Annotated in this window: 15 protein-coding genes; 3 read left to right on the top strand and 12 right to left on the bottom strand. The window is 47.8% G+C overall.

Annotated features, from left to right (window positions below):
• Positions 1 to 67: 67 nt before the first annotated feature.
• The gene (locus D0C16_RS19155; RefSeq protein ID WP_151033840.1) at positions 68 to 1,696 is read right to left on the bottom strand and encodes an NAD+ synthase; all 1,629 of its coding nucleotides are present in this window, start codon (positions 1,694 to 1,696) and stop codon (positions 68 to 70) included.
• Positions 1,697 to 1,870: 174 nt separating this feature from the next.
• On the opposite strand from D0C16_RS19155, the gene D0C16_RS19150 reads away from it, so the two are divergent.
• Together D0C16_RS19150 and D0C16_RS19145 are read left to right on the top strand one after the other, a co-directional pair.
• Positions 1,871 to 3,520: a PAS domain-containing sensor histidine kinase gene (locus D0C16_RS19150; protein ID WP_151033839.1), complete on the top strand. Its 1,650-nt coding sequence runs from the start codon at positions 1,871 to 1,873 to the stop codon at positions 3,518 to 3,520.
• 14 nt (positions 3,521 to 3,534) lie between these two features.
• Positions 3,535 to 4,941, top strand: a complete 1,407-nt coding sequence (locus D0C16_RS19145) for a sigma-54 dependent transcriptional regulator (RefSeq protein ID WP_151033838.1) — start codon at positions 3,535 to 3,537, stop codon at positions 4,939 to 4,941.
• 69 nt (positions 4,942 to 5,010) lie between these two features.
• On the opposite strand, the gene D0C16_RS19140 is transcribed toward D0C16_RS19145, so the two are convergent.
• The 7 genes from D0C16_RS19140 to D0C16_RS19110 form a co-directional block, all read right to left on the bottom strand.
• Positions 5,011 to 6,488, bottom strand: a protein-coding gene (locus D0C16_RS19140) for an IS1182 family transposase (protein WP_225319057.1) whose coding sequence is annotated in 2 segments (ribosomal slippage) — positions 5,011 to 5,819 and positions 5,819 to 6,488 — 1,479 coding nt in all. Because the reading frame shifts where the segments join, the coding sequence is not laid out codon by codon here.
• Between the two features lie 113 nt (positions 6,489 to 6,601).
• Entirely contained in the window at positions 6,602 to 7,015 is a 414-nt protein-coding gene (locus D0C16_RS19135) for a type IV pilin protein (protein ID WP_151033837.1), read from the bottom strand.
• Between the two features lie 16 nt (positions 7,016 to 7,031).
• Positions 7,032 to 11,468 (bottom strand): pilus assembly protein, encoded by a 4,437-nt coding sequence (locus tag D0C16_RS19130; RefSeq protein ID WP_151033836.1) that lies wholly within the window; start codon positions 11,466 to 11,468, stop codon positions 7,032 to 7,034.
• 13 nt (positions 11,469 to 11,481) lie between these two features.
• The gene (locus D0C16_RS19125; RefSeq protein WP_151033835.1) at positions 11,482 to 12,054 is read right to left on the bottom strand and encodes a PilX N-terminal domain-containing pilus assembly protein; all 573 of its coding nucleotides are present in this window, start codon (positions 12,052 to 12,054) and stop codon (positions 11,482 to 11,484) included.
• 8 nt (positions 12,055 to 12,062) lie between these two features.
• Complete coding sequence (locus tag D0C16_RS19120) at positions 12,063 to 13,109, bottom strand: PilW family protein (protein WP_151035018.1); 1,047 nt, start codon at positions 13,107 to 13,109, stop codon at positions 12,063 to 12,065.
• A gap of 11 nt (positions 13,110 to 13,120) precedes the next feature.
• A complete protein-coding gene (gene pilV, locus D0C16_RS19115; protein ID WP_151033834.1) occupies positions 13,121 to 13,573 on the bottom strand; it encodes a type IV pilus modification protein PilV in 453 nt (150 codons plus the stop codon).
• Between the two features lie 31 nt (positions 13,574 to 13,604).
• The gene (locus D0C16_RS19110) at positions 13,605 to 14,147 is read right to left on the bottom strand and encodes a GspH/FimT family pseudopilin (protein WP_191968554.1); all 543 of its coding nucleotides are present in this window, start codon (positions 14,145 to 14,147) and stop codon (positions 13,605 to 13,607) included.
• Positions 14,148 to 14,361: 214 nt separating this feature from the next.
• Here D0C16_RS19110 and D0C16_RS19105 point away from each other — a divergent pair, with 214 nt between their 5' ends.
• Positions 14,362 to 14,883: a GspH/FimT family pseudopilin gene (locus tag D0C16_RS19105; RefSeq protein WP_151033832.1), complete on the top strand. Its 522-nt coding sequence runs from the start codon at positions 14,362 to 14,364 to the stop codon at positions 14,881 to 14,883.
• A gap of 14 nt (positions 14,884 to 14,897) precedes the next feature.
• On the opposite strand, the gene ispH is transcribed toward D0C16_RS19105, so the two are convergent.
• The 4 genes from ispH to ileS all read right to left on the bottom strand — a co-directional run bounded on the left by ispH (position 14,898) and on the right by ileS (position 19,703).
• The gene (ispH, locus tag D0C16_RS19100; protein WP_151033831.1) at positions 14,898 to 15,836 is read right to left on the bottom strand and encodes a 4-hydroxy-3-methylbut-2-enyl diphosphate reductase; all 939 of its coding nucleotides are present in this window, start codon (positions 15,834 to 15,836) and stop codon (positions 14,898 to 14,900) included.
• A 2-nt stretch (positions 15,837 to 15,838) separates the two neighbouring features.
• A complete protein-coding gene (locus tag D0C16_RS19095; RefSeq protein ID WP_151033830.1) occupies positions 15,839 to 16,288 on the bottom strand; it encodes a peptidylprolyl isomerase in 450 nt (149 codons plus the stop codon).
• A complete protein-coding gene (gene lspA, locus D0C16_RS19090) occupies positions 16,281 to 16,778 on the bottom strand; it encodes a signal peptidase II (protein WP_151033829.1) in 498 nt (165 codons plus the stop codon). The genes D0C16_RS19095 and lspA overlap by 8 nt, the downstream gene beginning before the upstream one ends.
• A 126-nt stretch (positions 16,779 to 16,904) precedes the next feature.
• Positions 16,905 to 19,703, bottom strand: a complete 2,799-nt coding sequence (ileS, locus tag D0C16_RS19085) for an isoleucine--tRNA ligase (RefSeq protein ID WP_151033828.1) — start codon at positions 19,701 to 19,703, stop codon at positions 16,905 to 16,907.
• Positions 19,704 to 19,725: the final 22 nt, after the last annotated feature.

Here is a 19,725-nt window from a genome sequence, read left to right as displayed (position 1 = left end):
ACGCCAGCCACTACGAAAGGCCGCTCTTGCGGCCTTTTTTATTAGATGAAACAGCCATCAGGCTAGGTTAATCACCCATTTTCCAACCAGACGTGATCGGATAGCGCCTATCGCGCCCAAAACCACGCTGGGTGATGCGTATACCAACCGGGGCTTGGCGACGCTTGTATTCATTGACATCGACCAGACGCACAGCGCGTTCTACCTGCTCGCGATTAAAGCCAAGCGCGATAATTGCCTCGGCACTCAGATCCTGCTCCACATAGAGCTCCAGTATCTGGTCGAGAATTTCGTAAGGTGGCAAACTGTCTTCGTCTTTTTGATCCGGTGCGAGCTCCGCTGATGGCGGGCGCGTAATTACGGTCTCCGGAATCACTAGGCTGATCGTATTACGGTACCGCGACAACGCAAACACCAGGGTTTTGGGTACATCTTTCAGGGCATCAAAACCGCCGGCCATATCGCCGTATAGCGTGGAATAACCCACTGCCATTTCGCTCTTGTTACCCGTCGTCAGCACCAAGTAACCCTTCTTGTTGGAAATCGCCATCAACAAGACACCGCGACAACGAGCTTGCAGGTTTTCTTCGGTAGTATCGCGCTTGGTGCCAGCAAACTCATCGCTCAACGCGGCCATAAAAGCTTCGTACATAGGCTCAATAGAGATAGAGCTGTAGCGCACACCTAGGCGGCCCGCTTCATCGGCCGCGTCATCCTTACTCAGGTCAGAGGTGTAGCGGAACGGCATCATTACAGCTTCAACTCGATCAGCCCCGAGAGCATCTACCGCTATCGCGAGCGTTAACGCCGAGTCAATACCGCCAGACAATCCAAGCACCACACCTTTGAAGCGGTTCTTGGTGACGTAATCACGCATTCCCACTACCAAGGCTTTGTACACGGCGGCGAGATTGTCTGGGATAGGCTCCAGCGCTTGCACCGGAACAGAAATTTGCTGTTGATCCCAATGCAGTGCAATTGAAAATTGCCCTTCATCAAATGCGGGTGCACGGAAACAGGTTTGTCCGCTGGCGTCGACCACCACTGAACCACCATCAAAGACAAGCTCGTCCTGCCCCCCCACCAGATTGGTGTAGACCACCGGCATTTGGCCTTCGCGCGCGCGCGTCGCCACTACCGCCTCGCGCTCCATCTGCTTACCTTGATGGTAAGGGGAGGCATTGAGGTTTAACATCAATTTGGCGCCGGCCAGCTTCGCCTGAGCCATAGGCTCGGGATGCCAAATATCCTCACAGACGCTCAGAGCGGTAGGCACGCCCTTTAGATCAAAGACGCACGGCTGATCGCCTGCCGCAAAATAGCGCTTCTCATCAAACACCTGATAATTGGGCAAGCACTGCTTGGCATACTCAGCGATCAACTTTCCGTTCTGAATCACACCCGCCATATTGTAGAGTTTGCCAGCGCGAAAACGTGGATAGCCAATCACTAAACACGTCGCCAAGCTTGCCGCCTCAAGTTCCTGCAACGCGCGCTCAATCCGCAACGCTAAACTAGGCCGTAGAAGCAAATCCTCTGGAGGATAGCCCGTGAGCGTTAACTCGGGGTACAGGATCACATCCGCCGGCCCCGCCGCCAACGCCTTCCGCGCTTCCGCAACAACCTTGGCGGTATTGCCGGGAATATCACCAACCAGCGTATTTACTTGGGAGAGAATCAACTTTAATGGCAACATAAGCGCCCTGAAAATAACCGGGAAAAAGAGAGATAGGCGTAACTCTTGACCTGTAGCTCAGCAACTTGCCTGCAGGTCTTCTACACTCGCCAAAGGCGCGCATTGTCCGCGATCCACGCCGATAAAGCCAAGCGGATTTTGCACAACAATTCGACGACAGGATCACCGCACCCAATGAACGCTCCGCCACCTAACGATATTCGCAATTACAATCCCTATGATTTGCTGAAGATCTACACTTATTACCGCACGCTGCTGGGTAGCCTGCTATTGATCATGTTCGAGTTGCAGTTTGCACCCAAAGTGCTGGGCAACGACAATCCAGCTCTCTTTTTCTACACCTCTGCCATTTACACAACAATCAACTGCATGACCTTAATAGTCATGTGGCAACTCAAGTTTTCCCCCTCCCAGAGGAAGCTGTTCAGCTCATTAGTTGTGGACGCTGTAGCCATCAGCTTATTGATGCACGCCAGTGGTGGCGCCGCCAGTGGCCTGGGTTATTTATTGCTAGTGGCAATTGCGGCCGGCGGGATTATGCTGAGTGAGCGCATCTCATTTTTCCTCGCCGCGATTACCACGCTAATCGTTCTTAGTGAAGGTATCTATAGATTCCTGATCCTCACCCAGGAAAACAAAGCCATTTTTGCTTCGGGCACACTGGGTGCTCTGGCATTTTTGACGGCACTCCTATTCCAACACTTAACCAAAAAAATTCGCCTCTCTTATGCCGAGGCAGAGGCGCAGGCGGCACAAGCAGCACACTTACAAAAACTCGCCCAGCTCATCGTCGAACGCATGCGCACCGGCATAGTGGTGTTAAATAAAAATATGGAACTGGAACTGTGGAATCAATCTGCCACCAAACTTTTGGGAGCACATTTAAACACCAACTCAATTACTAAGCTGGATCGATTTCCTGAACTGTATAAGAAATATCAATCTTGGCTACATAATGCAGGTAATCATGCGCCGCAAATGAAAGTTGAGGGTCAAGCAACGATCGAGATTAAAGTAAATTTCGCTCACTTAGAACCTGGGAACCCAGCCGAGACACTTATTTTTTTGGAAGATGTACGCTCACTCAACCAACAAGCCCAACAATTAAAACTCGCATCACTTGGCCGCTTGACCGCCAGTATTGCGCATGAAATTCGCAATCCACTGGGTGCCATTAGTCACGCCAGCCAGCTATTAGGCGAATCCCAGACGCTACCCCAAAGCGATCTGCGCTTACTTGAAATAATTAACAACCACAGCAAACGAGTGAACCAAATCATTGAAAACATTTTGCAGCTCTCCCGCCGCAAAGCAGCAAACCCGGAGCAAATCAACTTACAAACGTGGCTACCCACATTTGTTGCAGACTACAAAGCCGGAAAAAGTAATGGTCAACAACTAGCCATCTCCGTGGTTGAAAAGAATATTGGCGATTCGTCCATACAACACGAATATGATGATTCAAGCGTGGGCTTGAACCTCAAAGCCAAGTTTGACACTAGTCAACTGCAACAGGTATTGACCAATTTGTTTGACAATGGGATACGTCACGGAACCCCATCTTTACGCATTGAAATTGGCGTGGACATAAGCCACCTGCAACCCTATATTCGCATAGTGGATTTTGGACCGGGGATTAGTGACGACAATATCCGTCATCTATTCGAGCCATTCTTTACTACGGAAAATACCGGCTCCGGCTTAGGTCTTTATATTTGCAAAGAGCTTTGCGAAGCGAATCAGGCAATTATTTCTTATAAACGCACAGAAGCCGGCGAAAGCAGTTTTCATCTACAGCTCGCCCACCCGGAAAAAGCGACCTAACAGTGGAATTAACCATGAGTGCAAAACGCGCGCTGATTATCGATGACGAACCAGACATTCGTGAACTCTTGGAAATTACCTTGGGGCGAATGCAAATCGATACCCAAAGTGCTGCAGGAATCCAGCACGCAAAACAACTACTATCCGAAAATACTTATGACTTATGTCTGACTGACATGCGGCTGCCCGATGGCAATGGACTGGAAATCGTCGAATATATCCAACAACGGCAACCGCAACTTCCCGTTGCGGTAATCACTGCCCATGGAAGTATCGACACAGCGATCGAATCGATGAAAGCAGGAGCATTTGACTTTATCTCCAAACCGGTAGATTTGGCCACATTGCGCAAACTAGTGAACACCGCCATAGAGTCAAGTCAATTAACACCGCAACCCGTTCCCAAACTAACGCCGATTATTGGCGAATCAAAGGCCATTCAAGAGTTAATCCGAAGTATTGAAAAATTGGCGCGTTCACAAGCCCCGGTTTATATCAGCGGAGAATCAGGGTCGGGCAAGGAACTTGTCGCCCATTCCATTCACGACCTGGGGCCGCGCGCAAACAAACCTTTTATTGCCGTTAACTGTGGAGCAATTCCACGTGAGCTGATGGAAAGCGAATTTTTTGGCCATAAGAAAGGGAGCTTTACCGGTGCCCATCAGGACAAAGTGGGACTATTTCAAGCTGCTGAGGGCGGCACTTTGTTTTTTGATGAAGTCGCAGATTTACCGCTCGATATGCAAGTTAAATTATTGCGCGCAATTCAGGAAAAATCAGTTCGCCCGATTGGCGCAGCCGAAGAAGTTGCCACTGATGTGCGGATTTTATGTGCAACTCACAAACATTTGGAAACTGAAGTAAAAGAAGGGCGCTTCCGGCAAGATCTTTTTTATCGTTTAAATGTAATTCAACTAGCTGTTGCCCCATTACGAGAACGCCGGGAAGATATTACTCTATTAACTCAGCATTTGTTAAATAAGCTCGCCACGGAAATTGGTTTACCCGCACCAAAACTATCACCACGAGCGCAACAATCATTGGCGAGCTATCATTTTCCTGGCAATGTACGCGAATTGGAAAATATTCTTGAGCGCGCCTTCACACTCTGTGAAGCCAACGTAATTGATGCAGACGATTTGCAGCTGCGCGACACGCCGGCTCCAGAATCCTATGAAAAAACCTATGTCAGCACCAGTAATAAAGCAAATGTTCGCAGCAATAACAGTATCGTCGATTATCCCGCCCGCTGTGCGGAGTACCCTTCTCTCGACGATTACCTGCAAGATGTAGAAAAAGAAATTTTATGCAACGCGCTCGAACAAGCCAGATGGAATAAAACATTGGCAGCAAAACACTTGGGGATTAGCTTTAGATCTTTAAGATACAGGCTGCAAAAACTTGGACTTGATGATGAATAAAAAAAGCGGCCAATCTGGCCGCTCAGATCGCTGACAAACCCCACCCTAAAAAAGTGGGGTTTTATTTTTTTAGCTCGCGCTGTGCATCAACCGCATTTCTGGCGATTGATTTCCAATCCGTTCATTTTTCTCGATAAAACGCGATATAAGTATCCACAGCGCTTGAACAAGGCCTAACACCACCAATGGATTGTAAAAACGCGCCAGCAACAGCGCTATCTTCTTCATATTCTGGCACGCAGCCGCCAACAAACACTGGCCACTCACGCGACGCAAGCCGCGATAACGCGCATAGCGATGACCGTGCAATTGTTTCGCGTCGGCAAAGCTGCGCTCCACCGTTTCCTTTCTGCGTTGATAAATCCGTTTGCCTTGCTCGGTGAGTCGTCGCGCATCAGCGCGCTCTACACTGTCTTGCCACACATGGCGTGTGATGACTTTGGTGTGGTTGCGACTGCGCGTGCATTGATCCAAAAATGGACAGCGTTTGCATTGCTCTGAATCGGAGCGGTATTCGCGATAGCCCAATCGGTTGGTGGTGTTATATGAAATCAACTGACCCGCCGGACAGGTGTAATGATTCTGATCGGCATCAAACACAAATTTGCGTCTGGCAAATAAGCCTTCCGCTTTGTTGGGGCGGCGATAGCCAATAACGCCCTCAATATTGCGATCTTCCAAACCTTTGCAGATGCCTGCAGTTTTGTAGCCTGCATCCAATCCCACCGTGTACGGATAAATATTGAAGGCCGTTAATTGGCGATCCAGGCGTGCCAAATAAGGTTTGCTGTCATGCACGTTGCCCGGTGTGACGTGGGTGTCCGTGATGATGTTGTATTTACCATCCACGGTGCGATGGTCGAGATAATAAAATCCTTGGGCTTGCCTTCGCGTGTTAAATAACCACTATCGGGATCAGTGGTGCTGACTTTAATGTCGCGGGTTTTTGGCTCGGTATCGCCCGCTTTTTCTTTTAGTGGGGCTTTGCCGTTGGCAATTCGGTCTTCATCAATCGCCACTTCCAACGCGGTTAAATAATCCGTCGGCGTTTGCGTGACGGTGTGAATTTCAAACTTCTTTTTATTGGCATTGGCTTTCATGTGGGTGCTGTCGGTGTAAAGCACATCGCCGCCCACCAAGCCGTGGCCAATTGCTTGGCGAACAATCTCATCAAAAATTTGTTGCTCAATATCAGTCGCTAAAAACCGGCGCCGACGTTGCTGGCTAAAGGTGGAGGCATCAATGATTTTATCCGTGAGACTCAACCCCAAAAACCAACGATATGCCACATTCACTTGCACCTCGCGCACTAACTGCCGCTCGCTGCGCACACCGAACAAATAACCAATAAACAGCATTTTAAATAACAACACCGGATCAACTGCAGGGCGGCCGTTGTTATCGCAATATAAATGGCGGACTTGGTCGCGGATAAATTCGAAGTTGATGTACTTGTCGATTTTGCGCAGTAGATGGTCAGCCGGAACGAGATCCTCAAGGATCACCATTTCCAGTGTGTGTTGGCGCGGCGCAGGTTCTTTGAGCATGGCAGTCATCACAAGAAAGCGTGCTGCCATTAAACGCAAACCCCCAGCTTTTGGCTAGGGGTTTGTCAGCGGTCTGAGCGGCCAATCTGGCCGCTTTTCTTTTTATAAAACGGCTACCAGCATCCATCTGGCAATTGAACACCTTTGCTGGATAACGTTAGTTCCTTGCAATCACCTTCCGTTTGTGGAGACTTAATAGCTTTCGCTTTCAACAAATAGGCCGTTCGAGTTGGTTCGGTCTCAAGTGCACCAATAGTGATTTCATAAAAGCCCGATCCACGAGTCACAACACCGCCATCCGCAAGATCCTTGTAGACAGCGCAATTATCTTCATCATCGAATCGCGCTAAACCGGTATAACAACGCTGCAATCGCTGAGCAAGATCCATCAATTCAGTTTTAGCTTCGGCGCGATTACTCCTGCGGATAGAGTCCAAATACGACGGATAGGCCATAGCAGCAATTATTCCGATAATTGTCACTGTAATCATCGCTTCGATCAACGTAAAACCCATGGCTTTTTTCATCTAAAGCACCCACTGTTTATTGAAGTTGCCGCCAGGACTGCCTACCTTCGCCACAGAGGCTATAGGTAGTTGCAGCATTCATCAGGGTGGCATTACTGCCACTTCCGATAACAGCGGCCTGACCTGTTGATCCATTTGTGCACTCGTCACTAACACTGGACGAAGACGCGGATGACGGTGAGACCGGCAAACGACCCAAACCCAAATCGCCCAAGACAAGATAATCGTTCAGCACCGCAGTTCCATCATCTGGATGCAACGGATCCGCAGGCGGAGGAGGCGTATTTTTCCAACCAACGCCCGTGACCTGCATTAACCAACTTTTCCCACCGTATTCGCATGCGACACCCGAAGGTATTAAGGTTGGGAAAATTAACCGATCCTGCAATAGAATCGCTTTTGTTGTTACGCGTTCACCTGCGGTGTCATTAAAATCCAAATACCACCCTTTCTTAGCAGACCAATCCGGTGCGCTTACCGGTGTAGAAGAATCTTGCACAACGCTTCTTGTCCTTGATGAATAATTGGTCGTGAGTGTTTTCGCAAACATATCTGATCGCGTAATCAACGAGCCTGTATCCGCAACAGCGTAGAAACTGTATTGAGGAGAGACTGGAGTCGCATTATCCCCAATATCAAAATATTTCCCGGTACCAAAATACACCATAATTTTGTTATTCATTTTAGGGTTTAAGCCTAGAGTCGGAGCCGCGCTGATAGGTTGCGCATTACCGCCGGAATCAACTGCTTTAAATATCAAATAATCTTTTTTCCATGCACTTCCACCACTTGTGCTCGATAGATCAAAGCGCCACAAATTACCACTCAAATCACCCGCATAGGCTACTTCGATTTGCCCAATAGCGTTGGGAAGCAATTCTGGAGCAGACAAACCAATCCCAGCTCCCGTATTCAACACGCGAGTGTAACTAGTGCTTTTGGGTTGCTCGATATCGATAACAAGTAAGCTTGAGAAGCTACTGCTTTCACTTCCATTCCCCATAATTACCGCCCAGCGATTATTCTTCATCGGCGCAATTAACGGCTTACCCATCACATAGCCCAACTCTGGAATATCAGCAGTGCTTAACTCCCATAACACCTTCGGATCTAATTCATCTGTTACATCTAGCGCGTAAATCCCCTTACCACCAGCACCCAAGGTACCTACTACAATTGTGCGCCAACTCCCACCAATATAGACATCGCCTACGGTAATCGGCCCATCGACAATAAATTGATGCGGATTCGCACTGGTACCGTAGTCTGGTTGCGTAAGTTTGGCTAATTTTGAAAATGCAATGTTGGGAATGTATGCATAGAGCTCTTTGAAAACCTCGCCGCCAGAAACATCTTTAGTAGGAGCCTGAAACGCATGCACCATGCCGTCGTTGGCACCAACAAACACGCGCGGGATTCGTGTCTTTTTGCTTTCAACAAATGCTGTATAGCTACTCCCGCCTACGGGTAAGCGCTGATATCTGAAATCCCACGCTCCGACAAAAGCGGGGCTTGAGTTAACTATATCGCCCAATATAACTCGGGCATCTCCTGTACCGCGCTCACGCAATCCAGACGCATTACTTTCGTAGGTACTATTACCCAATAACCAATCCACACGTTTTTTTGCATTTACATCTGTTGATTCTGAGCTTAACTGGAGTGCTGCTTGCTGACTTCCAAGGCCTGAAGTTAACTGATCCCATGCGAAGTTTTTGCGATTTGTGCCGTCAAATGTATAAACATTTCTTCCTGAGCCACTACGAGGCATTGAGGCCGAATTATTAGTTGAGAACGTAGGTAAAGTAGGTAGCTTGCCGTCTTTATCAAACTCAAACGCATTCAGAGTTCCACTCCAACTCTCACTATTAAACTGCGCCTGATAAACATAGGAGCCTTCTGAGAGACGAGTCGAATTCGTTGCAACCGCAGAAGAGGACCCGATACTTGCAGCGATATCATTCAACGCCGCAGCCAGAGAGGCCTCCAGGGTTCTAGGGTCAGTCGCAAAATAATAAGACTCGGGCTTTGCAAGACTATTAATTTTTGCGAGCACATTGTCTTGAGTGTAGTAATTCAAACGATTATTGGAATTATAACTACTGGACCCGATAACACCTTTTACCAAAGACTCGCTGAACCCACCCCATTTGGCCGCGTAGTATAGCGGTGTCGCCAGAAACTTATCTGTTGATGTTCCTACGGGCCAACTCTTATAGACCATACTATTTCCAACGGAGCAACCTGAAGAACACTCATACTCATTGTAGTTGTTGATACCACTATGGAAGTGCGGCCCATCTTTTTCATTAGTCCCACTGATTACATAACCAAATCCAATTTTATTGGAGCCCACCGAGGAAATAAGCACATCCGTTCCAATGGTAGCAGTTGAAGCAGTTACGGAATAATCGATAATTCCCCATAAGTCCTGGTCATAGTCACCACCCTGCTCACTATCTTCCCAGTTCACATAAAGCCGGCCAGAGTTAACAGTTGAAGTACTTGTTTGCGATAAAATTTTAAAATCCACAATCGCACAGGCACCGTTATTAGGAGCGGTTCCCACCCCCTTTTCGCGACATGCAGGCAAAATCGTGATTTTTTGCGTGCTGCTACCGGGCACTGGGATTTCAACTTTGGGCAGTGCTGGAGCAAGTGCTACTCCATAGGTTCTGACAGTCTGGGTCCCGCTTACGCCAGAAATAAAATCATTCGTCCGCGCATAGTAAGCCAATCCTGCTAAATGATAGCTTCCTTCCAACCTGGGAGCATCCGGGCAAGTTCCTTGAATATCCGATAATACGCCGAGAGATTTTGCTGTACATAAGCCATCTGCTAAGGAAGCATTTTTTCCAACAAAATAATTTCCCGAAAGCGCTTCGCGCTTTGAATCAGCAATAATATTTGTCCATGCATTTAATGTACTCGGACTCGCAATAACGTCAGTAGCGAGCCCCAAACCGTCTCCATCGTATGAAGTAGTAGAAGCGTTAAACTGGAGCACGCTTAGCGGAGCACACGCGTTAGCGGAGGTCACTGGCGCAGACCAAGTAGCAGTGGCCAACCCGGAAATTTTGGATGAGTCATCTGCTTTAAATGCGTCATTTACCGATTTGCCAGCCAGATAACGTAGTGACTCCAAATAGATTTCTGCTTGCGGGTTACCCCAATTGGTGCAGTTGTTATCCGAGAAAGAGTTTAAGCCCCACGAACAATTATCGCTTCCTGAGACGTTGAAATAGGTTCCGTCTTCATAGCGGTAACCGTATATTCTCAGCAAATTTAGCGTTTTAATTACGCCTGCGGTATTGGTGAATGTACCGTCAGTGCTGGAGTTAATTTCAGTCGACATGTTGCCAACATTTTTGCGTAGCACACCACCAGATTTATTTTTGGTATAAGAACCTGTCATTAATCCGAAATTAACTTTTGCGACGCTGGCTCCGCCGCGCACCTCACCATACTCTTGCAATAATCCTTGGGGCTTTTTATTTCCACTTGGGTATTGGTGGCAATTTTCCTCCTCCAACCCACTGACACAAACTTGAACCCTCGCGTAATACTCACCGCTGGCAGAACCACTCCCCAACTTGTTTGCATTGACCGGTGTATTGCCGTAAGCGTAAACCCCTGTTGCAGCTGAGTCGTTACCATTTGCTGCGCTAACTTCACTGTTCCACCTACATTGCCAACGCTCATTACTAGCCCAAAAGGTGTAATTCCCCTTGGCGACACGTAACAAAGGCGCGTTGGTAACATTTTGTGATAACGCGGTACCACCTGGAGTGGTATTACAAATTGTAATACCTGTAGCAGAAGTCGCCGATAGATTTCTTGGTACAGCCGCTGTGTCATTGAATGGCGTCAAGCTCGATAAATCACTACCGTTGTAATACTTTGCAAATGAGTGAGCATCATGAGGCAAAAAAGCTCGCTCAAGCACAGTTACGCTTGAGGTATCCGTTGAGCGCAAACCGCCGTACAAAATTTTACGAATGGAGTCCATACGGGTCATGCTGGTCCAGTTTAAAAAATTTCCGCTCCACTCATTTGTAGTTCCACCGTAGTTACAATAATTGGTGCTGCTATCTACTCTCCGAGATGGTTCAAATCGATTGTTTGCGGTGCTATAGGTGTAGCATTTTTTGCTATCGAAATAGCCGTAATAATCGTAGCTGTTTTTGTAGGTATTATCCGGGGTTCCATCTCCATCCAAATCTGAATAGTCATCATAAACTTTAAAATACAGTTGATGATCCTTTGACATATTCAACATCATAATTGGCACAACTGGATTTGATAAAAACAGCGGCGCCTGAGAAGGAGCTGCACTTGCGACGTGAGCGATTGACATGCTTAGTGATGCAACCACCAGTGACACATTCAGCTTATGCATAGGAATGTGCTGCAAGAGAAAGCGCAATTTATTCACACATATATTCAGCAACATAGTTTCATCTCCACTACTGATGGCGCTTATACGCCGACTGCACCATTACCTGGGTATTTTCGTCCGCACCGTAGCCCAATGCAGTGATTCTATAGGGAATGCAATCACCAACCATCGTTAAACTTCCCGTACCTATTCCGCTCCCTTCCCCAGCAGCACAAGACCCCGCATCCGAATCCAGCAATTCCAAAATTATTCGGGGTTGATGCTCGACATTTTTTAGCCCCAAATCAGCCTCGACCGCAATTTTTGCCCAACTTTCTTCATTCCACCAGCGAACAGAATTCGCGGGGGTACCCCGCTCCTGATCTACGCATAGGCCCGCCGTGCAATCAAAAGGAGGGACCGTTTTTACCGAAATAGAGACAATCGATTCGGCAAATCGTAAACCGGACTCAGCCGATTGAAATGCCAGATTAAGATCCCGCATATTTCCCGCCATACTTTCTTGCAATCCGGTACCGCGAATTGCAGACAAGCCCACAATAGTAATTAGCAGCACCATTACCAAACCAACAAGAAGTACAACACCTTGCTGGGAAGTCTTGGAACTAATAGATCGGTAGTTTTGATTGAGATAACTCATAGTTAGACCTACTGAATATTGGTTGCACGACTACGGATACCAATAGTTGACGTAAATACCTGGCGCAAATATTTATCAGCAACCCCACTTTCAGGTGCCGGAGTTACGGTTACCCCACCAAGCGTGTAAGGCTGCGGGGAATCAACCAGGTTGTTGTCCGCGCTCCGAACCACCAATTCGATTCGAACAGAATTTACTTTGCTCCAATCTGTTGCCGAAAGCAGACTCGCCAAGCGGTAATTTTCATTTTCACTTGTTGCGTAAGTGATGCGCATTTGCTCAACGCCCTCCAACAACTCCACCGGCGCCTCCGTGTTAGTTTTTTGCCATAAGCTAGGTTGACCACTAACACCTTTCGCCAGGAAATACGCAGTGGTATTGATTGCTGCAATCTCACCATTTATAAAATTCTCAGTCGCAATAACTCCACCACCCCACCCCTCATTGTGGCGAAAATATACCTCGTTACCCGTTACAGAAGGGTCAACTGCTATTCGATAAACGCGAGCCTTAAAACAATCACTCACGATTACCGCAGTATCTTTGCACATACCTTCAACACATTTATTTTTATCGGCGGGACTAGGCGTATAAGCGTAAACACCATTCGAATCGTTGGACTTAGATACAGGTAATCCTGCAATTTTCACGGAACGCACAACAACAACATTTGCCGTTCCCTTTGTCAGAGGAGTAATGCTACCGCCCAACGCTGCAGCACCACCGGGCACACTGGTGGCAGAGTCATATCCGCGAAGCCCTTCAGCAAAATTGCCATGCAATCCGGAAATCACCATAGCGCCGTTTTGCAACTCTCCGCCCGGCATACTTGGATTAGGTCTGTAGCATCCATAATACGCAGCCATACGTATGTCTCTTCCTAAAAATTCAATACCCAAACGGCCAGTTTCTTGAATTCGCGATAGCCCTTGTTGCGAAGAAAAGACTGATTTGCTCGACAAAAAAATCTGTACAACACCAGTCATCAACACAATGCCCAGAGTGATTGAAATCATCAGTTCAACCAGCGATAAGCCTGCCTCTCGTTTATGCATAAACACGATCCTCACAACCGGGCGCTATAGGTAAACTCTGAAACATTTTCAGTATCTTCATCATTACTACTGAGTTCCTTCCAGGTAATGGTCACTGTACAAATACTGGTAGCCGCCACACACGAAACACCGCCTTTACCATCAGGTAAAGCACGATAAATATTTGTGCGCCACGCATTAAGATCCACTGCTGCGAGGGGTGATGTAACTGCCGATGCTGCAGGTCCAGCTAACGCTGAATGATAGGACGCGATATTTCTCAAATTGACCCGCATTCGATCTAAAATATCATACGCAAAAACATTGGCTTGCGAACGCATATAAGCGCTTTGGTTAAACTGCAAAGATCTATTTTGCATTGTGCCCAATGTGAGCAGCGCCGTAGAGAGAATCAACAACGTTACAAGAACCTCTATCAGCCCAACACCGTGTTGGCAACGGCGCAAAAAAAATGGATACCGCATAGATCAATCCACCTGAATAGATTCGACTAATTTAACTGGCTGAGCATGTGACATTCGATACTGAAACCATGCCAGATAAACCCACAGTAATTTTCCGCGCAGCACTCATAGTGCATTTTTTCATTTCGGCAGTAACAACAATTTGCTTTTCTGTTACGCGAGCAAGCGTGCCCAACCCGGTGTAGCGGATAAACGTGACATCATCCCTGTCACTTTTTGCAGTAATAACAGCTCTCAAATCGAGCGCGCCCCAGACTTTCAATATGGTGCCGACCACTGGAGCGGGATCAGTATCTTTGGCTGCGGTGTCGATAAACACGATGAAACCATCGGTCCACGCACCGTCACAATCAGTACCAGACTTACTAGCACATATTGCTACTCGGGTAGAGCGCTTTACCGCTTCAGACCGTGCCAAATTGATTGCGGAAGCCAAATCCTCACCCAATGAGATCGATCGGTTATTAAGTATTTGGGATTGGAAGGATGGAATGGCCGCAGACAAAACAATCGCAACCACTACCAGCGTGACTAACAATTCAATCAAGGTAAAGCCAAATACCGATTTACGCATTAGCGTTCTCTCTTTTGAGCCTGAACTGTCATTTCTGTTTAGTCTCTGCCGCATAGACAGCACCAGCCACATTGTTTATATTGAATCAGCCTATCATAGGCATCCACGCGGAATGCTAGAGGGGCGACATATGGTCAAGGCAGGTTGTTGAATGGCCGCTTTGGCGTCAGATTAAACGCGACTTTTTTTGCGCGTCATCCAAGGAAAGGAATGAATGAAATATTACGGATTTACCCTTGTTGAACTTCTCATTACCATCTCAGTAATTGCCCTGTTAACTGCCTTGGCATTGCCTGATTTTTCCCGTCAAATTCAAAAAGCCCAAACAGAAACAGCAACCCAAACTCTAGTGGATGCGATTGAGACAGCTCGTAGTAAGGCCGTTTTTGCCAACCAACGGACGGTGCTGCGAGCAAAGAAAAAATGGCATCTAGGCTGGGTATTATTTATCGATTTAAACAATAACGGCGTACAAGACGAGAATGAGCGGTTATTACAGGAGCACGCCGGACTAAAAAATACAATAATTCATGACAGCTTTCCGGTTCCTAACGAAATATCGTTTATCGGCACCGGAGAAGGCAGAACACCTGGAAGAAGAGACGGAGGCGCAATTGTGATGGGTGCAATGACAGTTTGCGCAGCAACGGCCGACGAAGGAATCAAACTGGTACTAAATCGAGCCGGGCGCCTGCGATCAGAAAAAACAGCGGCAGGCGAATGCAAAAAAACCTGATTCAAAATCAGGTTTCAACCGCGTAATGCTTTTGGTAACGAAAAACTGATATTTTCCGGTGTCCCATCCATTTCGATGGGCACTTCAGCTCCACAAGCTTTCAATTTATCGATCACTTGTTTTACTAAAATTTCCGGTGCAGACGCACCAGCAGTTATACCGATGCAATTTCTATTTTTAATCCACACAGGATTAATATCATCAGGGCCGTCAATTAAATAACTTTCCGTACCGCAACGCTCCGCAAGCTCTCGCAAGCGATTGGAATTTGACGAATTTGGGGAGCCTACCACTAATACCAAATCGCACTCCAGAGCGAGCTGGCGCACTGCATCCTGGCGGTTGGTGGTTGCGTAACAAATATCATCTTTACGCGGCCCCTGGATTTTAGGGAATTTATTGCGCAAGGCTTCAATCACCTTGGCTGTGTCGTCCATCGATAAAGTCGTCTGGGTTACATACGCTAGGTGTTCTGCATCGCGAACGACTAATGCATCCACATCAGATTCATCTTCAACCAGATAAATAGAGCCACCGTTGGACGTGCTATATTGCCCCATGGTTCCTTCCACTTCAGGGTGCCCTTCATGACCAATTAAAATACACTCACGACCTTCGCGACTGTAGCGAGTCACTTCGATATGCACCTTGGTAACCAACGGACAGGTTGCGTCAAATACTTGCAAGCCACGATCTTCAGCCTCTTTGCGCACCGCTTGCGAAACACCATGGGCACTAAAAATTAAAATAACATCGTCGGGAACCTGCTCTACCTCATCAACAAATATCGCACCGCGCTCACGCAATGAATCCACCACGAATTTGTTGTGCACCACTTCATGACGTACATAAATGGGAGCACCAAAGACGTCGAGCGCACGATTAACAATATCGATGGCACGATCAACGCCTGCACAAAAGCCGCGGGGATTAGCAAGTTTGATTTGAGTCATGATCAGTGCACCTGCACGGGTTCAATTTTGAGGATAGATACTTCAAACAAGATATCGCGACCAGAAAGCGGGTGATTAAAATCTACCACAACCACCTCATCATCAAACCGCTGCACCACACCTGGCAACTCGGTTTTTTGTGCATCGGCAAACGACAACATTAAGCCTTCGCTCAATTCGAGGTCCGGGCTAAATTGGCTACGTGCAATTTCCTGAATATTGTTTGGGTTACGCTGTCCGAAGCCATCCTCGGGTTTAATCACCAGGGTTTTGTGCTCGCCTTCAAACATCCCAAATAACGCTTTTTCAAAACCGGGCAACAAATTGCCATCACCCACCGTAAAAGTGGCGGGGTTGCGTTCAAAATTGGAATCGACTACGTCGCCGTTATCCAACTGTAACGCAAAATGCAAAGTCACTTTGGTACCGGGGCCAACTGCCAAGTTACGCATGGGCTTTTTTCTCTTTACTAAACAACATATCAATAATTAACACCGCAGCCCCCAGGGTAATGGCCGAGTCGGCGAGATTAAACGCGGGCCAATAATTATCCTGATAGTGAACCACGATAAAGTCGACCACATGACCCAGCACAATCCGGTCATACAAGTTACCCAATGCGCCACCCAGAATAAAAGCCAGCGCAAACGCCTCACGTACTTTGGTGGCAGCAACTCGACCAATCCACACGATCAACAATACGCTCGCCACCATCGCAACGACACCGAAAAACCAACGCTGCCAACCACCTGCATCTGCCAGAAAGCTAAATGCAGCGCCAGTGTTATAAGCCAGAGTGAAATTAAAGAACGAGGTGAATACTTTGGTTTCACCAAACTCAAACACAGCTTCGATGGCGTGCTTGCTTGCCTGATCCAACACCAACACCACAAAAGCGACGGCATACCAAAACCAGGATTTTTGATAGATTTTTTCGGTCATTAAATTCTTACCTTTGAATCCCCTCCCAACTTCCCCTTTGACAAAGAGGAGGAGCCAACTCCCATCTTTGATGGTCAGACTGGTACTCCCTCCCTTTGGAAAAGGGAGGGTCGGGGAGGGATTTAATTACGCAAACGCGCGACTTTCGCCAGCTCCGTCCACATTGGTGACGCAACGTAAACAAATGGTTGGATGCACCGCGTTTGCACCTACGTCAGCACGATGATGCCAGCAGCGCTCGCACTTGATGTATTCCGATTTTTTCACCGCCACTTGCAGACCGGCCACTTCCGTTACTTCAGCATTTTGCGCAACGCTCAGCGCCTGCACGTTCGCCGTTGAGGTGATCAGCACAAAGCGCAATTCATCGCCCAATTTCTGCAGCTCGGTTTGCAATTTATCATCTACAAACAAGGTTACTTCCGTACCGAGCGCCCCTCCCACTTCACCAGCGGCGCGCTTGGCTTCTATAACTTTATTCACCGCCGTTTTCACATCTGCAATCAATGCCCAGTAATCATCGGCAAAAGAATCAGCCGGTAATGCTGGAACACTAAACCACTCAGCGACAAACACATTTGCATCGCGTTTGCCCGGCAATACTTGCCAGATTTCATCCGCCGTGAAACTTAAAATTGGTGCGATCCAACGCACCAGGGCTTCAATCACATAATACAAAGCAGTTTGTGCAGAGCGACGCGCGTGCGCATCGGCCTTAACGGTGTACTGGCGATCTTTAATAATATCCAGATAAAAACCACCCAGCTCCACCACGCAGAAGTTATGCAGCTTCTGATAAATCATATGCAGTTCGTAGCTATTGTAGTAACCGATAATTTCCTGCTGCAGCTTGGCAGTCTGACCAACGATCCAGCGATCCAGTTGCACCATTTGTTCCATAGGAACCAGATCCGTCTCGGGATTAAATCCCACCAGATTCGACAAAATAAAGCGCGCAGTATTACGAATACGACGATAGGAATCGGCCGTGCGTTTTAAAATTTCATCTGACACACGCATGTCGTTGCTGAAATCAGTAGCGGCAATCCACAAGCGCAACACGTCCGCGCCGTATTCATTCATGACTTTTTGCGGCGGCACTACATTGCCCAGGGATTTGGACATTTTGTTGCCGTTAGCATCCACAGTGAAACCATGGGTCAACACAGTTTTGTATGGCGGTACGGCGTGCATTGCCATAGAGGTTTTCAGCGATGACTGGAACCAGCCGCGATGCTGATCCGAACCTTCCAGGTACAAATCTGCCGGGAAACGCAGGCCCGCGCGTTGCGCCAGAACAGCGTAGTGAGTGACACCAGAGTCGAACCACACATCCAGGGTATCGGTAACTTTTTGGTAAGCCTCTGCATCGGCGCCGAGCAATGCTTTTGCATCCAGTTCAAACCAGGCATCCATTCCGCCCTGTTCAACTTTTTGTGCAACGGCTTCAATCAAACGCGGTGTATCCGGATGCAAATCCTGAGTTTCCTTGTGCACAAACAATGCAATAGGTACGCCCCAGGTGCGCTGACGAGAGATACACCAATCCGGCGAGCTTGCCAGCATTGAGTCAATGCGCGCCTTACCCCAATCAGGTACCCATTGGACACCATCAACGGCGGCAGCAACCTGATCGCGCAAATTATTTTTACTCATGCTCACAAACCATTGCGGCGTCGCGCGGAAAATCAGCGGGGTTTTAGTGCGCCAGCAATGCGGGAAGCTGTGAGTAATTTTGCCCTGCGCAAGCAGTGCGTGTTTTTCAATTAGTAATTCAACAACTTTTTCATCCACTTTATACACGTGCTCGCCCGCAAAAATTTCCACATTGGGGCGATAGGTTCCGTGGTCATCGATGTAATTGAGTGTGCCGATTCCATATTTCAAACCGACATTAAAGTCTTCTGCACCATGATCAGGTGCGGTGTGAACAAAACCCGTACCAGCATCGGTAGTCACGTGATCACCAAGAATCACCGGCACCTGCCGTGCATAGAAAGGATGTTGCACCAGTAAATGCTCGAGCGCTGCGCCCTTTACACGACCAACGATTTCGGCATTTTCCACTTGTGCACGCGCAACAACGCTGCTAACCAAAGTCTCTGCAACCAGCAAACGCTCCACACCCACCTGCACCACGGCATAGTCGATTTCGGCATTGGCAGACACCGCCTGGTTAGCAGGCAAGGTCCATGGAGTGGTGGTCCAGATCACCAGCGAAATTTTTCCGCAGCCGGTTAGACCCTCGATGACATTCTCAACCGCATGCTGATCAACAAAGGCAAACTTTACGTCGATCGAGAAGGATGTTTTATCGTGGTATTCCACTTCCGCTTCAGCAAGTGCAGAGCCACCCACTACGCTCCAGTAAACTGGTTTAAAACCACGCAGCAAATGGCCGTTCTCGGCGATCTTACCCAGTGAACGAATGATGTCAGCTTCAAATTTGTAATCCATGGTGAGATAGGGATTTTCCCAATCTCCCAACACACCCAGGCGAATAAAATCTTTGCGCTGGCCTTCAAGCTGGCCGGCGGCATATTCGCGACATTTTTGGCGAAAGGTTTTCACATCAACCTTGTCGCCAGCTTTGCCGATTTTTTTCTCCACATTATGTTCGATCGGCAGACCATGACAGTCCCATCCGGGCACATAGGGTGCGTCAAAACCGCTCAGGGTTTTGCTTTTGATAATGATGTCTTTGAGAATTTTGTTAACCGCGTGACCAATGTGAATATCGCCATTCGCATAGGGTGGACCGTCGTGCAAAATAAATTGCTCGCGACCAGCGCGCGCTGTGCGAATTTGTTGGTATAAATTATTCGCTTGCCAGTTTTTCAGCATTTCCGGCTCGCGTTGCGCGAGGTTCGCCTTCATGGCGAAATCGGTGTTAGGCAGGTTCAGTGTTGCTTTGTAATCGGTCATGATTCACGGTCAACTTTGTTAA

Origin of the sequence: Cellvibrio sp. KY-GH-1 (genome assembly GCF_008806975.1) — a bacterium.
Taxonomy (GTDB): Bacteria; Pseudomonadota; Gammaproteobacteria; order Pseudomonadales; family Cellvibrionaceae; genus Cellvibrio.
The sequence above is the reverse complement of the archived record's forward strand: the minus strand, read 5'-3'. Positions and strand labels throughout refer to the sequence as shown.